Origin of the sequence: Bacillus sp. N5-665, assembly GCF_022637375.2 — a bacterium.
GTDB lineage: Bacteria > Bacillota > Bacilli > Bacillales > Bacillaceae_G > Bacillus_A > Bacillus_A wiedmannii.
Window position 1 is genome coordinate 5,201,335 of sequence record NZ_CP093325.1, and the last position, 21,166, is coordinate 5,222,500.

12 protein-coding genes, 5 rRNA genes and 1 riboswitch (1 of these 18 cut by a window edge) are annotated in these 21,166 nt (G+C 41.9%); all 17 genes read right to left on the bottom strand.

Translation table 11 applies throughout. The annotated features are described in order from the left end of the window. Window positions 1-345: 345 nt before the first annotated feature. Window positions 346-1,881, bottom strand: coding sequence for a bifunctional phosphoribosylaminoimidazolecarboxamide formyltransferase/IMP cyclohydrolase (purH, locus tag MNO09_RS29220; protein ID WP_000745431.1), 1,536 nt, complete (start codon window positions 1,879-1,881; stop codon window positions 346-348). A gap of 24 nt (window positions 1,882-1,905) precedes the next feature. Then, window positions 1,906-2,493: a phosphoribosylglycinamide formyltransferase gene (gene purN / locus MNO09_RS29225; RefSeq protein WP_000088565.1), complete on the bottom strand. Its 588-nt coding sequence runs from the start codon at window positions 2,491-2,493 to the stop codon at window positions 1,906-1,908. After that, on the bottom strand, window positions 2,490-3,530 hold the full coding sequence (purM, locus tag MNO09_RS29230) for a phosphoribosylformylglycinamidine cyclo-ligase (protein WP_070169368.1): 1,041 nt from the start codon (window positions 3,528-3,530) through the stop codon (window positions 2,490-2,492). The genes purN and purM overlap by 4 nt, the downstream gene beginning before the upstream one ends. A gap of 101 nt (window positions 3,531-3,631) precedes the next feature. Continuing rightward, window positions 3,632-5,047: an amidophosphoribosyltransferase gene (gene purF, locus MNO09_RS29235; RefSeq protein WP_000879036.1), complete on the bottom strand. Its 1,416-nt coding sequence runs from the start codon at window positions 5,045-5,047 to the stop codon at window positions 3,632-3,634. Then, window positions 5,032-7,251, bottom strand: coding sequence for a phosphoribosylformylglycinamidine synthase II (gene purL, locus MNO09_RS29240; protein WP_000055592.1), 2,220 nt, complete (start codon window positions 7,249-7,251; stop codon window positions 5,032-5,034). The genes purF and purL overlap by 16 nt, the downstream gene beginning before the upstream one ends. Further along, complete coding sequence (gene purQ, locus MNO09_RS29245) at window positions 7,235-7,918, bottom strand: phosphoribosylformylglycinamidine synthase subunit PurQ (RefSeq protein WP_000666772.1); 684 nt, start codon at window positions 7,916-7,918, stop codon at window positions 7,235-7,237. Before purQ ends, purL begins: the two co-directional genes overlap by 17 nt. Continuing rightward, window positions 7,915-8,169, bottom strand: coding sequence for a phosphoribosylformylglycinamidine synthase subunit PurS (gene purS / locus MNO09_RS29250; RefSeq protein WP_000278821.1), 255 nt, complete (start codon window positions 8,167-8,169; stop codon window positions 7,915-7,917). The genes purQ and purS overlap by 4 nt, the downstream gene beginning before the upstream one ends. After that, window positions 8,162-8,881 carry a phosphoribosylaminoimidazolesuccinocarboxamide synthase gene (gene purC / locus MNO09_RS29255; RefSeq protein ID WP_001170543.1) on the bottom strand — a complete coding sequence of 240 codons (720 nt, stop codon included), beginning with the start codon at window positions 8,879-8,881 and terminating at the stop codon, window positions 8,162-8,164. Before purC ends, purS begins: the two co-directional genes overlap by 8 nt. 88 nt (window positions 8,882-8,969) lie before the next feature. After that, the gene (gene purB, locus MNO09_RS29260) at window positions 8,970-10,277 is read right to left on the bottom strand and encodes an adenylosuccinate lyase (RefSeq protein ID WP_000625685.1); all 1,308 of its coding nucleotides are present in this window, start codon (window positions 10,275-10,277) and stop codon (window positions 8,970-8,972) included. Next, complete coding sequence (gene purK, locus MNO09_RS29265) at window positions 10,274-11,425, bottom strand: 5-(carboxyamino)imidazole ribonucleotide synthase (RefSeq protein ID WP_000196791.1); 1,152 nt, start codon at window positions 11,423-11,425, stop codon at window positions 10,274-10,276. Before purK ends, purB begins: the two co-directional genes overlap by 4 nt. Further along, entirely contained in the window at window positions 11,422-11,907 is a 486-nt protein-coding gene (purE, locus tag MNO09_RS29270) for a 5-(carboxyamino)imidazole ribonucleotide mutase (protein WP_000839368.1), read from the bottom strand. The genes purK and purE overlap by 4 nt, the downstream gene beginning before the upstream one ends. A gap of 110 nt (window positions 11,908-12,017) precedes the next feature. Continuing rightward, window positions 12,018-12,119: riboswitch (purine riboswitch) on the bottom strand. Between the two features lie 531 nt (window positions 12,120-12,650). Beyond that, window positions 12,651-12,766 (bottom strand): 5S ribosomal RNA (gene rrf / locus MNO09_RS29280). Window positions 12,767-12,815: 49 nt separating this feature from the next. Beyond that, window positions 12,816-15,737: ribosomal RNA gene (locus MNO09_RS29285) — 23S ribosomal RNA — on the bottom strand. 146 nt (window positions 15,738-15,883) lie between these two features. Further along, a 16S ribosomal RNA gene (locus tag MNO09_RS29290) occupies window positions 15,884-17,435 on the bottom strand. A gap of 375 nt (window positions 17,436-17,810) precedes the next feature. After that, entirely contained in the window at window positions 17,811-18,740 is a 930-nt protein-coding gene (locus tag MNO09_RS29295; protein ID WP_088106792.1) for a DMT family transporter, read from the bottom strand. A gap of 376 nt (window positions 18,741-19,116) precedes the next feature. Further along, window positions 19,117-19,232: ribosomal RNA gene (gene rrf / locus MNO09_RS29300) — 5S ribosomal RNA — on the bottom strand. Between the two features lie 49 nt (window positions 19,233-19,281). Next, a 23S ribosomal RNA gene (locus tag MNO09_RS29305) occupies window positions 19,282-21,166 on the bottom strand; it runs 1,037 nt beyond the window's last position. The 16S, 23S and 5S rRNA genes sit together here, the layout of an rRNA operon.

The following is a 21,166-nucleotide window of genomic DNA, read 5'->3' on the forward strand; positions in this document are numbered from 1 at the left end:
CTAGAAGCTCTGCTCCTAGTTTGTTTTCATATCAATAAAGGTTTAAAAAGGAGGATCAGAGAACCGAGCAGGTCGAGGCGCATTTGACAGGAGGACACGGAATGTAGCTTTCCTACATGAGTACCGCACTGGCAATGCAACGACGACATGCGACAGTTATCTTGACCGGACCTTTTAAACATCCATATCAATAGAAGTTTAAAAGGGAGGATCGAGAGAACCGAGCAGGTCGAGGCACATTTGACAGGAGGACACGGAATGTAGCTTTCCTACATGAGTACCGCACTGGCAATGCAACGACGACATGCGACAGTTATCTTGACCGGACCTTTTAAACATCCTCTACTAGTGTTTGAAATGACGTACGCCAGTGAACACCATCGTAATCCCATACTTATCCGCCACTTTGATAGAATCTTCGTCACGGATTGATCCGCCTGGTTGAATGATTGCTGTAATCCCTGCTTTTGCTGCTTCTTCTACTGTATCTGGCATTGGGAAGAAAGCATCAGATGCAAGTGCGCTACCTTGTGCTTTTTCACTAGCTTGTGTAATTGCGATTTTTGCAGAACCTACACGATTCATCTGTCCTGCACCTACACCAACTGTCATGTTATCATTCGCTAAAACAATTGCGTTTGATTTCACATGTTTTACAACTTTCCAAGCTAGTTTTAAATCTTTCCACTCTTGCTCTGATGGTTCACGTTTTGTCGGAATTGAAATTGTACTTTCATCTAATGATAACGTATCTTCCTCTTGAACGAGAAGACCACCTTGTACAGAAGTTAGTTTTTTGCTTGCACTTGTCGCTTTTTCAATATTTACAGTTAGTAGACGTAAGTTTTTCTTACTTTGCAATACTTCTAAAGCTTCTTTTGAGAAAGAAGGTGCAATAATGATTTCTAAGAAAATTTCGTGTAACTTTTCTGCTGTAGCTTTATCAATTTCACGATTTGCTGCAATAATACCACCAAAGATTGATACTGGATCTGCTTCATAAGCGCGTGTGTATGCTTCATGAATATCAGTACCCACTCCAACACCACATGGATTCATATGTTTTACTGCTACTACTGCTGGCTCTGTAAATTCTTTTACAATACTAAGTGCTGCATCTGCATCGTTAATATTGTTGTAAGATAATTCTTTACCGTGTAATTGTTCTGCGTATGCAACAGAAGAAGTTACAGCGAATGGTGCTTTATAGAATGTTGCTTTTTGATGTGGATTTTCTCCATAGCGTAAATCTTGTTTTTTCTCAAATGTCACTGTTAATGTTTCTGGGCTTTCTTCACCCATTTGCTCTGTTAAGTAGTTAGAGATTAACGCATCATATGCCGCTGTATGACGGAATACTTTCGCTGCTAATTTACGTTTCGTTTCTTCTTTTACTTCACCGTTCTCTTTCAGTTCTGCTAATACAACATCGTAATCTACTGGATCTACAATTACCGATACAAATTTATGATTTTTCGCAGCAGAGCGAATCATTGTTGGACCACCGATATCAATATTTTCAATTGCATCAGCAAATGTTACATCAGGCTTAGCGATTGTTTCTTTGAATGGGTATAAGTTAACAACAACAAAATCAATTGGCTGCATACCTAACTCATTCATTTGCGCTACATGCGTTTCATTATCGCGAACTGCTAATAGACCACCATGAATATTTGGATGTAATGTTTTTACACGACCATCCATAATTTCCGGGAACCCAGTTACTTCAGAAATACCGATTACTTGTAAGCCGTTTTCTTCTAGTAATTTTTTCGTACCACCTGTTGATATAACTTCGATCCCTTGTTCTAGTAAACCTTTAACAAATTCCACTACTCCTGTTTTATCTGAAACACTTACTAATGCACGCTTTTTCATCTATCCTTCACCCCTGGTTGTATGTTAGTTAACAGTTGGTTCTTTCACAGATTGAACAATTTGATTCACTGTATTTACGTATAATTTATGTTCAACTTGTTGAATTTTCTTTTGTAAGCTTTCTCTCGTATCCCCTTCAGAAACAACTACTGCTTCTTGCGCAATAATTGGTCCTGTATCCATACCTGCATCTACATAATGAATCGTTACTCCAGTTACTTTCACACCTGCTTCTAACGCTTGACCAACAGCATCTTTCCCTGGAAAACTCGGTAATAATGATGGATGAATATTAATAATCCTTCCGCCGTAAGCTTCTAGTAATGTCGGCCCAATTAAACGCATATATCCAGCTAAAATAACATAATCAATTTCATACTCTTCTAGCTTCTTTAATATTTCTTTTTCAAACGCTTCTTTTGATCCATATGCTTTCGCTGAAAAAGCGAAACATGGAATATGATGATAATGTGCCCGTCCAACAGCGCGTGCTTCTGGTTTATCACATACTAATAAACTAATATCTGCATCTAATCTTTTTTCTTCTACCGCATTGATGAGAGATTGAAAGTTAGAGCCGCTTCCAGAAGCAAAAACTGCTAATCTACTCATAGTGCTGTGCCCCCATTGAAGGTAACGCCAGTCCCTTGTACAGTACGTCCAATAATACGAGCTGTTTCTCCTTGCTCTTCAAGAAGACGAACAATATCTTTTGCCTCTTCTTCCTTCACTGCTACTACCATACCAATACCCATGTTAAAAATATTGAACATTTCTTTCTCTTCTAGTTTTCCCACTTCTTGAAGTAAACTGAAAATCGGTTGAATTTTCCAAGATCCTAATTCAATTTCTGCACCGATTCCTTCTGGTAACATACGTGGAATATTTTCAATGAATCCGCCACCTGTAATATGCGCCATACCGTATACTTCATATCTCTTCAATAGTTCTAAAATAGGTTTGACATAAATTTTCGTTGGTTTTAATAATTCTTCACCAAGAGGTAGTTCTAAGCGTCCGTAAATGCGATCTAAAGATAGTTCTCCATCTTCTAGTAATACTTTTCGTACTAAAGAATAACCATTACTATGAATACCGCTAGATGCTAAGCCAATTAACACTTGACCAGCTTTAATTTTTTCACCTGTTACAATTTTCTTTTTATCAACAATTCCAACTGTAAAACCAGCTAAATCGTATTCTTCCGTAGAATACATTCCTGGCATTTCAGCTGTTTCTCCACCAATTAATGCACAACCAGCTTGGCGACAGCCCTCTGATATACCTTTGACGATGTTTTCAATTTTACTAGGTTCAGCTTTACCACAAGCAATATAATCAAGGAAGAAAAGCGGCTCTGCTCCTTGGACAACAATATCATTTACACACATTGCTACTGCATCAATACCAATTGTGTCATGTTTATCTGCCATAAAAGCGAGCATCAATTTTGTCCCCACGCCATCTGTTCCAGATACTAATACAGGTTCTTCTAATGCAAATTTTGATAAATCAAACATACCTCCAAAACCGCCTAGACCGCCTAGTACTTCTTTTCTCATTGTTGTTTGTACGTGTTTTTTCATGCGAGATACCGCTTCATATCCAGCTTCAATATCTACTCCTGCTTGCTTATATGCATTCGCCATCGTTATCTACACCTCGTCTTTTAATTTCTCCCTATTCAGGGCGGGCTGTTTTAAGAAAGAAGCTAGCTTCTACATCAAAAGAAGTAGAAGCTTTTTTCTTCTTATTTCATACTTTCTAAAAGCTCTTGCTCATAATCATAAAGAGCTGTTGGATAATCTCCATTGAAGTACGCCATACATAGACCGCCGTATTTCCCTTCATATGGACGTCCAATTGCATCTACTAATCCATCTTCACTTAAAAATGTTAAAGAATCTGCTCCGATGATTTGACGGATTTCTTCTATTGAATTATTTGCTGCGATTAATTCTTTTCTCGTTTGAATATCAATGCCATAGAAACATGGATACTTAAGAGGTGGTGAAGCAATTCTTACATGGACTTCTGTCGCTCCAGCCTCGCGAAGCATACGAACAATTCGTTTACTCGTCGTTCCTCTTACGATAGAATCATCAATCATCACAACTCGTTTTCCTTCAACTACGCCTCTTACTGCTGAAAGCTTCATCTTAACCCCTTGCTCACGCAGTTCTTGAGAAGGTTGAATGAACGTACGTCCAACGTAACGATTTTTAATTAATCCTAACTCATACGGAATTCCTGTCGCCTCCGCATAACCAATTGCCGCTGAAATACTAGAGTCTGGTACACCAGTAACAACATCAGCTTCAATAGGAGCTTCTGCCGCCAAACGTTTTCCCATGTTTTTACGTGCTGCATGGACGTTAATACCTGCAATATTAGAATCCGGACGTGCAAAGTAAATGTACTCCATACTACAAATTGCATGATCTACTTCATTTGTAAAACGATCTACGTGAATTCCTTCATCATTGATGATCAGTAATTCACCTGGTTCTACATCACGAATGTATGTTGCACCTACTACATCGAAAGCACATGTTTCTGATGCTACAACGTAAGCATCTCCCATCTTTCCAATTGAAAGAGGACGGAATCCATTCGGATCTAGCGCAACAATCATTTCATTTCCAGTTAGTAAAAGATATGCAAACGCACCTTTCACTTTATTTAGGGCCTCTTTTACACTTTCAATTAAAGTATCTTTCGTACTACGTTTAATGAGATGTAAAAGTACCTCTGTATCTGAACTTGTTTGGAAAATACTTCCCTCTGCCTCTAATTCACGACGAAGCATCTTTGCGTTAATTAAATTTCCGTTATGAGCTAACGCCATACTATGATCAGAAAAACGGAATAATAATGGTTGAACGTTAGCAACTTCACTTCCACCAGCTGTCGCATATCGTACGTGTCCAATTGCTGATTTTCCGTTTAAGCCTTCTAGTTCACCTCTTGAAAATACTTCCGATATTAAACCTAACCCCTTGTGACCGACGATTTTCTCACCATTATTTACGACGATGCCTGCGCCTTCTTGTCCACGGTGCTGTAAACTATGCAATCCGTAGTACGAAACTTGTGCTGCATTTTCATGCCCCCAAATTCCGAAAACGCCACATTCTTCATTTAACCCCTTTATTTCAGCAAGCATGGGATTGCCCCTTTCCAAGCCTTTCTCATTTCATCTACATTTGCTGTAAGTAATACTTCATTTTCTTCATTATGAATTGTTACTTCATTTGTATTTGTCACTTCTCCAACTTGAATTGCTTCTACCGCCGTCTCGAACGCTTCTTTATTTTCACGTTTTACAGTTATAACGAAGCGAGATTGTGATTCAGCAAATAATGCCGCTGTTGCTTCTCCGTCTAGTTTCACAGTAGCACCTAAACCATTTGCACCAATTGCACTCTCAGTAATTGCAACTGCTAAACCACCTTCTGCAACATCATGAGCAGATTGAACAAGGCCAGCTTGAATTGCTGCTAATACTTGTTTTTGGCGCTTTAATTCTACATCTAAATCGATGCTTGGTGATTGACCGAAAATTTTGCCGTGAATCATTTTCTGTAATTCACTTCCACCAAACTCAGCTTTCGTCTCTCCAATTACATAAACTAAATCGCCAGCTTGTTTAAACTCTTGTGTTGTTACATGTTTTAAATCGTGTACAAGTCCAACCATCCCAACTGTCGGTGTTGGATATACAGCTTCACCACTACGTTCGTTATACATTGATACGTTTCCGCCGATAACTGGCGTTTGTAATGTGCGACAAGCTTCACTCATACCATCTACTGATTTCTCAATTTGCCAGAAGATTTCTGGTTTTTCTGGATTACCGAAGTTTAAGCAATCTGTAATTGCAAGTGGCTCTCCCCCAGAACATACGATATTACGTGCTGCCTCTGCTACTGCAATTTTACCGCCCACTTCTGGATCTAAATAAATGTAGCGAGAGTTACAATCTGTCGTCATTGCTAATCCTTTTTCTGTACCACGTACACGTACAACTGCTGCATCTGAACCTGGTGTAACAACTGTGCTTGTGCGAACTTGATAATCATATTGATCATAAACCCACTCTTTACTTGCAATCGTCGGTTGTTGTAATAGAGCGAATAACGTTTCTTTATAATTTTCTACTTTTGGTGTTTCCATTTTCATTGCCTGGAATTCAGCAAAGTATGCTGCTTCTTTTGATGGCTTATGATAAATTGGTGCTTCTTCTGCAAGAGCATCTGCTGGTACTTCAGCTACCTTTTCACCTTTATGGAATAAGCGAAGCATTTTGTCTTCCGTTACTTTCCCCATCGTAACGGCTGCAAGACCATACTTCTCAAATAAATCTACTATTTCTTGCTCTCTACCCTTTTTCACAACGATTAGCATACGTTCTTGTGATTCAGATAGCATCATTTCATATGGTGTCATTCCTGTTTCGCGCTGTGGCACATCATCTAAGTACATTTCAATACCCATACCTGCTTTACTTGCCATTTCTGCAGAAGATGATGTTAAACCAGCTGCACCCATATCTTGAATTCCAACAAGTGCATCCGACTGAATAAGTTCTAAGCAAGCTTCAATAAGAAGTTTCTCCATAAATGGATCTCCTACTTGAACTGCTGGACGCTTCGCTTCTGAGCTTTCAGATAACTCTTCAGATGCGAATGTTGCACCGTGAATACCGTCACGACCAGTTGATGCTCCTACGTACATTACTGTATTTCCAGCGCCGTGTGCTTGCCCCTTTTTAATATCTTCATGATTAATTAAGCCTACGCACATTGCATTTACAAGTGGATTTCCTTCATAACATGGATCAAACTGTACTTCGCCGCCAACAGTCGGAATACCGATACAGTTACCGTATCCTGCAATCCCTGCTACTACTTCTTCGAATAAATATTTCACACGTGGTGACTGTAATTCACCGAAGCGAAGTGAATTTAATAGAGCTACCGGGCGTGCTCCCATAGAGAATACGTCACGGATAATACCACCAACGCCTGTTGCTGCTCCTTGATATGGTTCAATAGCAGAAGGATGGTTATGACTTTCCATTTTAAATACAACCGCTTGATTACCACCGATATCTACAATTCCAGCACCTTCTCCAGGTCCTTGCAGAACGCGCTCACCTGTTGTTGGGAATTTTCGAAGTACTGGTTTTGAATTTTTATAACTGCAATGTTCAGACCACATAACAGAGAATAATCCTGTTTCTGTATAATTTGGCAGACGGCCTAAAATCTTTTCAACCATGGCAAACTCTTCGTCTGTTAGCCCCATTTCCGCATATATGCGCTCTTCTTTAATTTGTGTTGGATTTGGTTCAAGCATTAACGACATATGTTTCCCTCCACTGTTTTAAGATAGATTGAAAGACCTTTAACCCTTCAGCACCGCCAAGTAATTCATCTACAGCACGCTCTGGGTGTGGCATCATACCAAGTACATTTCCTTTTTCATTTACAATACCAGCAATATCTGAAACGCTTCCATTCGGATTTTCTACGTAACGGAATGCGATTTGATTATTCTCTTCTAATTGTTTAAGAGTCTCTTCATCACAATAGTAATTCCCCTCACCATGCGCGATTGGAATATTGATTACTTCATCTTTTTCATATTGTGATGTAAACATCGTTTCATTGTTTTCAACACGCAGCTGAACTGTTCGGCACATAAATTTTAAGTTTTCGTTTCTCATTAACGCTCCTGGTAGTAATCCTGATTCAACAAGAATCTGAAATCCATTACATACACCTAAAATCGGCTTTCCTTGCTCAGCAGCTTTTTGCACTGCTTTCATTGCATTCGCGAAGCGAGAAATAGCACCACAACGTAAATAGTCACCGTAAGAGAATCCACCAGGTAGTAAAATTGCATCATATTCATCTAAATTCTCTCTATCGTGCCAAACGTAATCTACTTCTTCACCAAGCTCATCTTTAATTGCATGGAACATATCGACATCACAGTTCGAACCTGGGAATACTATGACTGCAAATTTCACTGTGCGACAACCTCCTCAACTTCATAACGGAAGTCTTCCATTACAACGTTTGTTAATAGTTTTTCACACATTTCTTTTACCTTTGCGTCAAGGTCAGATACTGATTTATCAATTGTTAATTCCATATATTTTCCGATTCGAACGTCTTGTACTTCTGTGAACGAAAGACTATGAAGTGCCCCTTTTACTGCTGTTCCTTGTGGATCTAATACGCTTTCTCTTAACGTTACATATACCTTAACTTTATACATGTGAAATTCCCCCTAAACGTTTTAAAATCTCTTCATAAGCTTCTGTTAAATTTCCAAGGTCACGACGGAATACGTCTTTATCAAATTTTTCATTGCTCGTTTCATCCCATAAACGGCAAGTATCTGGTGAAATTTCATCTGCTAAAATGATTTCTCCTTCATCTGTTACACCAAACTCTAATTTGAAATCTACTAGTCTTACACGACAGCTTGCGAAATGATCAATCAACACTTGATTGATTTGTAGAGCCATATCTCGTAATACGCTTACTTGCTCTGGTGATGCAACGTTTAATACACGAATATGATCTTCCGTTACAAGCGGATCTCCTAAATCATCATCTTTGAAGTAAAATTCTACGATTGGTTCTGCAAGTACAGTTCCCTCTTCCATTCCTAATCGTTTTGAAAGACTTCCTGCAATTACATTTCTTGTGACAACTTCTAGAGGAATAATACTCACTTTTTTAACAAGTTGCTCTGTTTCAGATAACTTCTCTACAAAATGTGTTTTTATTCCTACTTCTTGTAACTTTCTGAACAATAAAGTTGTAATCTCATTGTTCAAACGACCTTTTCCTGTAATCGTCTCTTTTTTCTCCCCATTGAAAGCAGTCGCACTATCTTTGTACTCTACCCAAACCATATCTGCTGATTCTGTACGATAAATTCTTTTTGCCTTACCTTCATACAGCAATTCTAGCTTTTGCATTTCGCAAGCCCCCTGTAGTTTGAAAAATGTGAATAATGTTTTTATAAAGAATGGCACAGAATGACTCTATTCTGTGCCATATGAAATTTTACGCTTCGTTTAACCCAAGGCGTTCAAAGATTGTATCAACGTGTTGCATATGATGCTCATAGTTGAAGCATTCATTAATTTCTTCTTGTGATAACTTGCTCGTAATACGCTCATCAGCTTCTACAAGCTCTTTAAATTGTACTTGTGTTTCCCAAGCTTCCATCGCTTTAGGCTGTACGATATCATAAGCTTCTTCACGTACCATACCTTTATCGATTAATGTAAGCATTACACGTTGAGAATAAATTAAGCCGTATGTTCTTGTCATATTGCGTTTCATATTCTCTGGGTATACAGTTAAGTTTTTAACGATATTACCAAAGCGATTTAACATGTAATTTAATGCGATTGTAGCATCTGGTAAAATTACGCGTTCTGCCGAAGAGTGAGAAATATCACGCTCATGCCATAATGGAACATTCTCATAAGCTGTCATCATATAACCACGGATAACACGAGCTAAACCAGTCATATTTTCTGATCCAATTGGATTACGTTTATGTGGCATTGCAGAAGAACCTTTTTGGCCTTTTGCGAAAGCTTCTTCAACTTCACGTGTTTCACTCTTTTGTAAACCACGAATCTCAACTGCCATCTTTTCGATAGATGTTGCGATTAGTGCAAGTGTTGACATGTAATGAGCATGGCGATCACGTTGCAATGTTTGTGTTGAAATCGGTGCTGCTTCTAATCCTAAGTTTTCACAAACATACTTTTCTACGAATGGATCGATATTTGCGTATGTACCAACCGCACCAGATAATTTACCAACGCGAACTGTATCAGCAGCTTGTTTGAAACGCTCTACGTTACGTTTCATTTCTTCATACCAAAGACCAATTTTTAAACCAAATGTTGTTGGTTCTGCATGAACACCGTGTGTTCTTCCCATCATGATCGTGTATTTATGCTCTTTCGCTTTGTTAGCTAAAATGCTTACAAAGTTTTCTAAGTCTTTTAATATGATTTCATTCGCTTGTTTTAAGATGTAAGATAACGCTGTATCTACTACGTCTGTAGATGTTAAACCGTAATGAACCCATTTACGTTCCTCACCTAATGTTGGTGTTTCTGATACAGCACGAGTGAATGCAACTACGTCATGACGTGTCTCTTTTTCAATTTCATAAATACGATCAATATCAAATGATGCATGCTCACGAATTTTTTTAACATCTTCTTTTGGAATATCGCCAAGCTCAGCCCATGCTTCACAAGCTAAAATCTCAACTTCTAACCACGCTTTAAATTTGTTCTCTTCCGTCCAAATTGCACCCATTTCTGGGCGTGTATAACGACTAATCATCTTTTTCCCTCCAACAGTTGTTCTTGATGGTCCCAAATATGCAAACTCTTCGCTTTTTCTAGAGCGACTTCAATATTATCATTTAAAATATTAACATGCCCCATTTTTCGCTGCGCTTTTGCTTCTTCTTTTCCATACAAGTGTAAATAGCACCCGGTTAATCTATTCACTTGTCTTAGGACCCCTTCTATATGTTCGCCTAAAATGTTTACCATGACAACTGGTTTTAACAAATTTGTTTCTCCAAGAGGTAAATTACAGATTGCTCGAATATGTTGACCGAATTGACTCGTTTCACATGCATCCTGTGTATAGTGTCCTGAATTGTGAGGTCTTGGTGCTAATTCATTAATATAAATCTCACCATCAGCTGTAGCAAACATCTCTACCGCTAGTGTTCCCACAAGTTCTAGTTCATCCGCGAGCACTTTTGCATAAGCAATTGCTTTTTGAGAAAGTTCTTCTGTAATGCGAGCTGGAACGATAGATTCATGCAAAATGTTATTTACATGAATATTTTCCGCTACCGGAAATACTTTCGTTTCACCACTTACACTACGACTCACAATAACTGATACTTCTTTTTCAAAAGGCACCCATTTCTCTAAAATACACTCTGCTGCATTCGCAAGCTCTCGTGCTTTATCAACGTCAGCCTCACTTCTTAAAACAACTTGACCTTTCCCATCATATCCGCCTGTCGTCGTTTTCAAGACGGAAGGATATGATAACTCAGTGATTGCTTCAGTAAGCTGATCTTGATTTTGAACTAATCTATACGTTGCTACTGGTAGCCCAGCTTTCTCAATCGCATTCTTTTCTGTAAAACGATTTTGTGTTTTACTTAACAACTGACTGCCTTGCGGTAAGTAAGCATGTTTTTCAAGCCATTGTAAACATCTATAATCAATATTCTCAAATTCATATGTGACAACATCACTAATCTCCGCTAAATGCTGAATTGCTTTTAAATCGTCATATGGTGCAACAATTTCAATATCAGCAACTTGTGCACATGGTGAATTTTTTGTAGGATCTAAAACAGCAATTTTATATCCCATCTCCTTAGCTGCCAATGCCATCATTCTTCCTAGCTGGCCGCCTCCAATAATGCCGATTGTTTTTCCAGGTAAAATGATTCTCGTCATACTAGCTCACTACCTTCGCGCACATCTTTTTTAATTGCTTCTCTTCTCAATTCTAATGCATCATGTATATCATCATGGAATGATCCAAGTATTTGTGCAGCAAGTAAACCAGCATTTGTTGAACCAGCCTTACCAATTGCAACAGTTGCAACTGGAACCCCTCCTGGCATTTGGACGATGGATAATAATGAATCTAAGCCGTTTAACGCTTTTGATTGAACTGGAACTCCGATTACAGGAAGATTCGTCTTCGCTGCAACCATCCCTGGTAAATGCGCTGCTCCACCAGCTCCAGCAATAATAACTTTCAACCCACGTTCACGAGCCGTCTCTGCATATTCAAACATATAATCCGGAGTCCGATGAGCAGATACAACTTTTTTCTCATACGGTATATTTAATTCATCTAAAATGTCACAAGCATATTTCATTGTTTCCCAGTCTGACGTGCTTCCCATTATGACTCCAACTAGTGATTTCATATTAGAATCCCCCCGATTCAAATAAAAAAAGCCTGAAATAGAACAGTTTCTCTTTTACTATGAGAGAAAGCGCTCTACTCAGGCATACGTATCCCTTGTGAATAGAAAAATACCGAGTGACTTTCCCTCATAGTCTAACGAATAACGGTCGTTAGGTAGAGACTTGCAGGCCATATCCCCGCGATTATATGAGGTCTTATATATTATTGTTTCTATGGCTATATTAACAATATTTCATAAACAATGTCAATAAATAATCGAATGTTTTTTTATTACTCACCAATAACGTTCGTGTTTTAGTTATATTCAAAAGAATAATTGTAACTATATGCAAGAAGGATAAGAAATTAGAATTTATATTTCTAGAGATCTATTGTACACATAACGGTTTGTATACTTATTCCGTATGCTTTAATATAAAGCATATCATTTATATTCATTTTATTTATAAGGAAGACAATAATGAAAAAACGAACTACACTTTTTTCGTATTTATTCCTTTTTATCGCAGTCATTGCTGTAATTATTTAAAATATATACTTGTGGTAGAAATAACGTTTCCTATCATAGAGATTACTTTAGGAGTACTCGGAAAACCTGAAAAACAAAAAATCATTACTATTACTTTAAATTGCTTCATTTTCATTCTTTTTTCTTCTTTAGGGTTATTAAATTTATGGATTATGACATTTGGTAAATAAAAATAAACAAAAAAAACCTAAGTCGAATCGACTTAGGTTTTTGCTTGGCGACGTCCTACTCTCACAGGGACAAGGTCCCAACTACCATCGGCGCTAGAGAGCTTAACTTCCGTGTTCGGTATGGGAACGGGTGTGACCTCTCTGCCATCATCACCAAACTATGAAGGCATATTCCTTCAAAACTAGATAACATTTGCTTCATATTATATGGTTAAGTCCTCGATCTATTAGTATTCGTCAGCTCCACATGTCACCATGCTTCCACCTCGAACCTATCAACCTGATCATCTTTCAGGGATCTTACTAGCTTACGCTATGGGAAATCTCATCTTGAGGGGGGCTTCATGCTTAGATGCTTTCAGCACTTATCCCTTCCGCACATAGCTACCCAGCTATGCCCTTGGCAGAACAACTGGTACACCAGCGGTGCGTCCATCCCGGTCCTCTCGTACTAAGGACAGCTCCTCTCAAATTTCCTACGCCCACGACGGATAGGGACCGAACTGTCTCACGACGTTCTGAACCCAGCTCGCGTACCGCTTTAATGGGCGAACAGCCCAACCCTTGGGACCGACTACAGCCCCAGGATGCGATGAGCCGACATCGAGGTGCCAAACCTCCCCGTCGATGTGGACTCTTGGGGGAGATAAGCCTGTTATCCCCGGGGTAGCTTTTATCCGTTGAGCGATGGCCCTTCCATGCGGAACCACCGGATCACTAAGCCCGACTTTCGTCCCTGCTCGACTTGTAGGTCTCGCAGTCAAGCTCCCTTATGCCTTTGCACTCTACGAATGATTTCCAACCATTCTGAGGGAACCTTTGGGCGCCTCCGTTACACTTTAGGAGGCGACCGCCCCAGTCAAACTGCCCACCTGACACTGTCTCCCGGGTCGATAAGACCCGTAGGTTAGAATTTCAATACATTCAGGGCGGTATCCCACCAGCGCCTCCACCGAAGCTAGCGCTCCGGTTTCAATGGCTCCCGCCTATCCTGTACAAAATGTACCAAAATTCAATATCAGGCTACAGTAAAGCTCCACGGGGTCTTTCCGTCCTGTCGCGGGTAACCTGCATCTTCACAGGTACTATAATTTCACCGAGTCTCTGGTTGAGACAGTGCCCAAATCGTTACACCTTTCGTGCGGGTCGGAACTTACCCGACAAGGAATTTCGCTACCTTAGGACCGTTATAGTTACGGCCGCCGTTTACTGGGGCTTCAGTTCAGAGCTTCGCTTACGCTAACCCCTCTCCTTAACCTTCCAGCACCGGGCAGGTGTCAGCCCCTATACTTCGCCTTACGGCTTCGCAGAGACCTGTGTTTTTGCTAAACAGTCGCTTGGGCCTATTCACTGCGGCTTTCCGTTAAGAAAGCACCCCTTCTCCCGAAGTTACGGGGTCATTTTGCCGAGTTCCTTAACCAGAGTTCTCTCGCACACCTTAGGATTCTCTCCTCGCCTACCTGTGTCGGTTTGCGGTACAGGCACCTTTTATCTCGCTAGAAGCTTTTCTTGGCAGCGGGGAATCAAAGACTTCGCTCCATAAGGAGCTTCCCCATCACAGCTCAGCCTTCACGATAAGCGGATTTGCCTACTTATCAGCCTAACTGCTTGGACGTGCACAACCAATCGCACGCTTCTTCTATCCTTCTGCGTCCCTCCATTGCTCAAACGATAAAGAGGTGGTACAGGAATATCAACCTGTTGTCCATCGCCTACGCCTGTCGGCCTCGGCTTAGGTCCTGACTAACCCTGAGCGGACGAGCCTTCCTCAGGAAACCTTAGGCATTCGGTGGACGGGATTCTCACCCGTCTTTCGCTACTCATACCGGCATTCTCACTTCTAAGCGCTCCACCAGTCCTTCCGGTCTGACTTCACTGCACTTAGAACGCTCCCCTACCACTGATACCATTGGTATCAATTCGCAGCTTCGGTGGTGTATTTAGCCCCGGTACATTTTCGGCGCAGAGTCACTCGACTAGTGAGCTATTACGCACTCTTTAAATGGTGGCTGCTTCTAAGCCAACATCCTAGTTGTCTAAGCAACTCCACATCCTTTTCCACTTAATACACACTTTGGGACCTTAGCTGGCGATCTGGGCTGTTTCCCTCTTGACTACGGATCTTATCACTCGCAGTCTGACTCCTAAGGATAAGTCATTGGCATTCGGAGTTTGACTGAATTCGGTAATCCGATGAGGACCCCTAGTTCAATCAGTGCTCTACCTCCAAGACTCTTACACTTAAGGCTAGCCCTAAAGCTATTTCGGGGAGAACCAGCTATCTCCAGGTTCGATTGGAATTTCTCCGCTACCCACACCTCATCCCCGCACTTTTCAACGTGCGTGGGTTCGGGCCTCCATTCAGTGTTACCTGAACTTCACCCTGGACATGGGTAGATCACCTGGTTTCGGGTCTACGACCACGTACTAAACGCCCTATTCAGACTCGCTTTCGCTGCGGCTCCGCCTCTTCAGCTTAACCTCGCACGGGATCGTAACTCGCCGGTTCATTCTACAAAAGGCACGCCATCACCCATTAACGGGCTCTGACTATTTGTAGGCACACGGTTTCAGGATCTCTTTCACTCCCCTTCCGGGGTGCTTTTCACCTTTCCCTCACGGTACTGGTTCACTATCGATCACTAGGGAGTATTTAGCCTTGGGAGATGGTCCTCCCAGATTCCGACGGAATTTCACGTGTTCCGCCGTACTCAGGATACATTCAAGAGAGAACGAAGTTTCGACTACGGGGTTGTTACCCTCTACGACGGACCTTTCCAGGTCGCTTCGTCTACCTCGTTCCTTTGTAACTCCGTATAGAATGTCCTACAACCCCAAGAGGCAAGCCTCTTGGTTTGGGCTATGTTCCGTTTCGCTCGCCGCTACTCAGGAAATCGCATTTGCTTTCTCTTCCTCCAGGTACTTAGATGTTTCAGTTCCCTGGGTCTGTCTTCCTTACCCTATGTATTCAGGTAAGGATACCATACCATTACGTATGGTGGGTTTCCCCATTCGGAAATCTTCGGATCAAAGCTTACTTACAGCTCCCCGAAGCATATCGGCGTTAGTCCCGTCCTTCATCGACTCCTAGTGTCAAGGCATCCACCGTGCGCCCTTTCTAACTTAACCAAACTAAAATTAAAAAAATATGAGCTACACTGTTATCTAGTTTTCAAAGAACATACATTTATATATGAGAGATAGTTCTCTCAAAACTGAACAAAACGAAACACGGAAACTTATATTGATGAACAGCGTTCATCAATTCTCCATAGAAAGGAGGTGATCCAGCCGCACCTTCCGATACGGCTACCTTGTTACGACTTCACCCCAATCATCTGTCCCACCTTAGGCGGCTGGCTCCATAAAGGTTACCCCACCGACTTCGGGTGTTACAAACTCTCGTGGTGTGACGGGCGGTGTGTACAAGGCCCGGGAACGTATTCACCGCGGCATGCTGATCCGCGATTACTAGCGATTCCAGCTTCATGTAGGCGAGTTGCAGCCTACAATCCGAACTGAGAACGGTTTTATGAGATTAGCTCCACCTCGCGGTCTTGCAGCTCTTTGTACCGTCCATTGTAGCACGTGTGTAGCCCAGGTCATAAGGGGCATGATGATTTGACGTCATCCCCACCTTCCTCCGGTTTGTCACCGGCAGTCACCTTAGAGTGCCCAACTTAATGATGGCAACTAAGATCAAGGGTTGCGCTCGTTGCGGGACTTAACCCAACATCTCACGACACGAGCTGACGACAACCATGCACCACCTGTCACTCTGCTCCCGAAGGAGAAGCCCTATCTCTAGGGTTTTCAGAGGATGTCAAGACCTGGTAAGGTTCTTCGCGTTGCTTCGAATTAAACCACATGCTCCACCGCTTGTGCGGGCCCCCGTCAATTCCTTTGAGTTTCAGCCTTGCGGCCGTACTCCCCAGGCGGAGTGCTTAATGCGTTAACTTCAGCACTAAAGGGCGGAAACCCTCTAACACTTAGCACTCATCGTTTACGGCGTGGACTACCAGGGTATCTAATCCTGTTTGCTCCCCACGCTTTCGCGCCTCAGTGTCAGTTACAGACCAGAAAGTCGCCTTCGCCACTGGTGTTCCTCCATATCTCTACGCATTTCACCGCTACACATGGAATTCCACTTTCCTCTTCTGCACTCAAGTCTCCCAGTTTCCAATGACCCTCCACGGTTGAGCCGTGGGCTTTCACATCAGACTTAAGAAACCACCTGCGCGCGCTTTACGCCCAATAATTCCGGATAACGCTTGCCACCTACGTATTACCGCGGCTGCTGGCACGTAGTTAGCCGTGGCTTTCTGGTTAGGTACCGTCAAGGTGCCAGCTTATTCAACTAGCACTTGTTCTTCCCTGACAACAGAGTTTTACGACCCGAAAGCCTTCATCACTCACGCGGCGTTGCTCCGTCAGACTTTCGTCCATTGCGGAAGATTCCCTACTGCTGCCTCCCGTAGGAGTCTGGGCCGTGTCTCAGTCCCAGTGTGGCCGATCACCCTCTCAGGTCGGCTACGCATCGTTGCCTTGGTGAGCCGTTACCTCACCAACTAGCTAATGCGACGCGGGTCCATCCATAAGTGACAGCCGAAGCCGCCTTTCAATTTCGAACCATGCAGTTCAAAATATTATCCGGTATTAGCCCCGGTTTCCCGGAGTTATCCCAGTCTTATGGGCAGGTTACCCACGTGTTACTCACCCGTCCGCCGCTAACTTCTTGAGAGCAAGCTCTCAATCCATTCGCTCGACTTGCATGTATTAGGCACGCCGCCAGCGTTCATCCTGAGCCAGGATCAAACTCTCCAATAAAGTTAGTTTGTCTAGCATCTAAAAATAAAAATTGACGTTTCACGTTGTTTGTTTCGTTCAGTTTTCAAAGAACTACTCGGTCGCTCATTTGCGACTCCCTTATGTTAACATCTTCGTTAGTTAATGTCAACTAAGTTTTTCATTTCGTTTGCCGCGTTCTGCGTTATTGCATCGGCGACTCGTTCTATATTACACCTCTATACTCTAATCGTCAATACCTTTTATTCAATTAATAATAAAAATAATTCCAAAGGTATTTTCCATATGAGTTTCAGTTATTTCATTTCTCTCATTCAATGAAAGTAATGAAAAGGACATCCTATTACATACAAGGCGTCCTTTTCATTAAACACTATATACATACTCTTATAAACTTTAACATTCTTCATTCTCATTAACATTTCGATCGTCTGATATAAATAAATCAATTAATTTACGTTTATCCGCCCATATCACTCCGAATAAAACTAAGCTACCACCTATTACTATTCTCCACGTCAAAGATTCATTTAATAGAACAATTGAAGCAACAATACTTATTAACGGTAACGCATTTAAATATAATCCACTTACTGATGCCGAGACTGTCTCTAATGCTCTATTCCAAAACCAATACGCTAAAATTGTTGCTCCAATAACAAGATATATTACACTTAGTCCAGCCTTCCACGTTTCAATCTTTGGAAGACCGTAATAAAAAGTTTCTGCCATTGCAAATGGTAATAGAATAACAGCTCCAATAATTAAAGTTAATGTTGTAAAAACCTTGTTTGATAGATATTGTTCTTGTTTTGGTCGTTTCAGCAATACTGTATAGAAAGCAAATAAGAACGTACTTAATAAAATAAGGATATCTCCTATTAAAGATACTTCTTGATCGACATTACTAGATGGAATTGTAATAAGAAGTACTCCGATAGCCCCCAATACAATACCGATCCAATAATTAAGCTGAATTTTTTCTTTCAAAAAGAACGCTGAAAAAAGAATTGTAACTAAAGGTAAAGCAGCATCAATAATACTAACATGCAATCCACTCGTTAAAGAAATACCGTAGGATGTGAACATAAAGTACCCAGCTACACCAGTAAAAGATAGTAAACTCATTCTTTTCCACGGGACTTGTTTATGTACAACTGATCTTTTTAATTGTTTAAATGAGAATAGTAAACAAATTCCACCAGCTAAGAAAAGGCGAATAAATAACAAAGTAAATGGCTGAATAGATTCTAATGCCCACTTTGTTGGCGCGATGGCTGTCCCCCATAATATAACAGCCGCTAATAACATGCATATTTCTTTCATAATCCCCCACACCCATCAAAAAATATATGTTAACTATCTTAATTATAGATTTTTTCTTATGTAAAATCCTTTAAAAATGAAAAACCGTTATATGAAAAACAACTAAATAGCTATTTTCCACATAACGGTTTCATATAAAAAGTAAAATATTTTAGTCATTCCACGACTCAATTAATACAAAAAGGTAATTCTTACCTTAAACTAATATTTAAATGTATTACTTTATCACCTTTTACGACATTATCGCTCAAATTTTAGTTTAGACAGTCCCTATTTCATCTTTTTTCCTCTTTAAGATTACTAAATTTATGGATTATGACATTTGGTACATAAAAATAAACACAAAAAAACCTAAGTCGAATCGACTTAGGTTTTTGCTTGGCGACGTCCTACTCTCACAGGGACAAGGTCCCAACTACCATCGGCGCTAGAGAGCTTAACTTCCGTGTTCGGTATGGGAACGGGTGTGACCTCTCTGCCATCATCACCAAACTATGAAGGCATATTCCTTCAAAACTAGATAACATTTGCTACATATTATATGGTTAAGTCCTCGATCTATTAGTATTCGTCAGCTCCACATGTCACCATGCTTCCACCTCGAACCTATCAACCTGATCATCTTTCAGGGATCTTACTAGCTTACGCTATGGGAAATCTCATCTTGAGGGGGGCTTCATGCTTAGATGCTTTCAGCACTTATCCCTTCCGCACATAGCTACCCAGCTATGCCCTTGGCAGAACAACTGGTACACCAGCGGTGCGTCCATCCCGGTCCTCTCGTACTAAGGACAGCTCCTCTCAAATTTCCTACGCCCACGACGGATAGGGACCGAACTGTCTCACGACGTTCTGAACCCAGCTCGCGTACCGCTTTAATGGGCGAACAGCCCAACCCTTGGGACCGACTACAGCCCCAGGATGCGATGAGCCGACATCGAGGTGCCAAACCTCCCCGTCGATGTGGACTCTTGGGGGAGATAAGCCTGTTATCCCCGGGGTAGCTTTTATCCGTTGAGCGATGGCCCTTCCATGCGGAACCACCGGATCACTAAGCCCGACTTTCGTCCCTGCTCGACTTGTAGGTCTCGCAGTCAAGCTCCCTTATGCCTTTGCACTCTACGAATGATTTCCAACCATTCTGAGGGAACCTTTGGGCGCCTCCGTTACACTTTAGGAGGCGACCGCCCCAGTCAAACTGCCCACCTGACACTGTCTCCCGGGTCGATAAGACCCGTAGGTTAGAATTTCAATACATTCAGGGCGGTATCCCACCAGCGCCTCCACCGAAGCTAGCGCTCCGGTTTCAATGGCTCCCGCCTATCCTGTACAAAATGTACCAAAATTCAATATCAGGCTACAGTAAAGCTCCACGGGGTCTTTCCGTCCTGTCGCGGGTAACCTGCATCTTCACAGGTACTATAATTTCACCGAGTCTCTGGTTGAGACAGTGCCCAAATCGTTACACCTTTCGTGCGGGTCGGAACTTACCCGACAAGGAATTTCGCTACCTTAGGACCGTTATAGTTACGGCCGCCGTTTACTGGGGCTTCAGTTCAGAGCTTCGCTTACGCTAACCCCTCTCCTTAACCTTCCAGCACCGGGCAGGTGTCAGCCCCTATACTTCGCCTTACGGCTTCGCAGAGACCTGTGTTTTTGCTAAACAGTCGCTTGGGCCTATTCACTGCGGCTTTCCGTTAAGAAAGCACCCCTTCTCCCGAAGTTACGGGGTCATTTTGCCGAGTTCCTTAACCAGAGTTCTCTCGCACACCTTAGGATTCTCTCCTCGCCTACCTGTGTCGGTTTGCGGTACAGGCACCTTTTATCTCGCTAGAAGCTTTTCTTGGCAGCGGGGAATCAAAGACTTCGCTCCATAAGGAGCTTCCCCATCACAGCTCAGCCTTCACGATAAGCGGATTTGCCTACTTATCAGCCTAACTGCTTGGACGTGCACAACCAATCGCACGCTTCTTCTATCCTTCTGCGTCCCTCCATTGCTCAAACGATAAAGAGGTGGTACAGGAATATCAACCTGTTGTCCATCGCCTACGCCTGTCGGCCTCGGCTTAGGTCCTGACTAACCCTGAGCGGACGAGCCTTCCTCAGGAAACCTTAGGCATTCGGTGGACGGGATTCTCACCCGTCTTTCGCTACTCATACCGGCATTCTCACTTCTAAGCGCTCCACCAGTCCTTCCGGTCTGACTTCACTGCACTTAGAACGCTCCCCTACCACTGATACCATTGGTATCAATTCGCAGCTTCGGTGGTGTATTTAGCCCCGGTACATTTTCGGCGCAGAGTCACTCGACTAGTGAGCTATTACGCACTCTTTAAATGGTGGCTGCTTCTAAGCCAACATCCTAGTTGTCTAAGCAACTCCACATCCTTTTCCACTTAATACACACTTTGGGACCTTAGCTGGCG

Bases quoted from the DNA above. Each gene is read 5' to 3' on its own strand.
- purH (WP_000745431.1), bottom strand. From the start codon at position 1,881: ATGAAAAAGCGTGCATTAGTAAGTGTTTCAGATAAAACAGGAGTAGTG.
- purN (WP_000088565.1), bottom strand. From the start codon at position 2,493: ATGAGTAGATTAGCAGTTTTTGCTTCTGGAAGCGGCTCTAACTTTCAA.
- purM (WP_070169368.1), bottom strand. From the start codon at position 3,530: ATGGCGAATGCATATAAGCAAGCAGGAGTAGATATTGAAGCTGGATAT.
- purF (WP_000879036.1), bottom strand. From the start codon at position 5,047: ATGCTTGCTGAAATAAAGGGGTTAAATGAAGAATGTGGCGTTTTCGGA.
- purL (WP_000055592.1), bottom strand. From the start codon at position 7,251: ATGTCGTTAATGCTTGAACCAAATCCAACACAAATTAAAGAAGAGCGC.
- purS (WP_000278821.1), bottom strand. From the start codon at position 8,169: ATGTATAAAGTTAAGGTATATGTAACGTTAAGAGAAAGCGTATTAGAT.
- purC (WP_001170543.1), bottom strand. From the start codon at position 8,881: ATGCAAAAGCTAGAATTGCTGTATGAAGGTAAGGCAAAAAGAATTTAT.
- purB (WP_000625685.1), bottom strand. From the start codon at position 10,277: ATGATTAGTCGTTATACACGCCCAGAAATGGGTGCAATTTGGACGGAA.
- purK (WP_000196791.1), bottom strand. From the start codon at position 11,425: ATGACGAGAATCATTTTACCTGGAAAAACAATCGGCATTATTGGAGGC.
- purE (WP_000839368.1), bottom strand. From the start codon at position 11,907: ATGAAATCACTAGTTGGAGTCATAATGGGAAGCACGTCAGACTGGGAA.
- MNO09_RS29295 (WP_088106792.1), bottom strand. From the start codon at position 18,740: ATGAAAGAAATATGCATGTTATTAGCGGCTGTTATATTATGGGGGACA.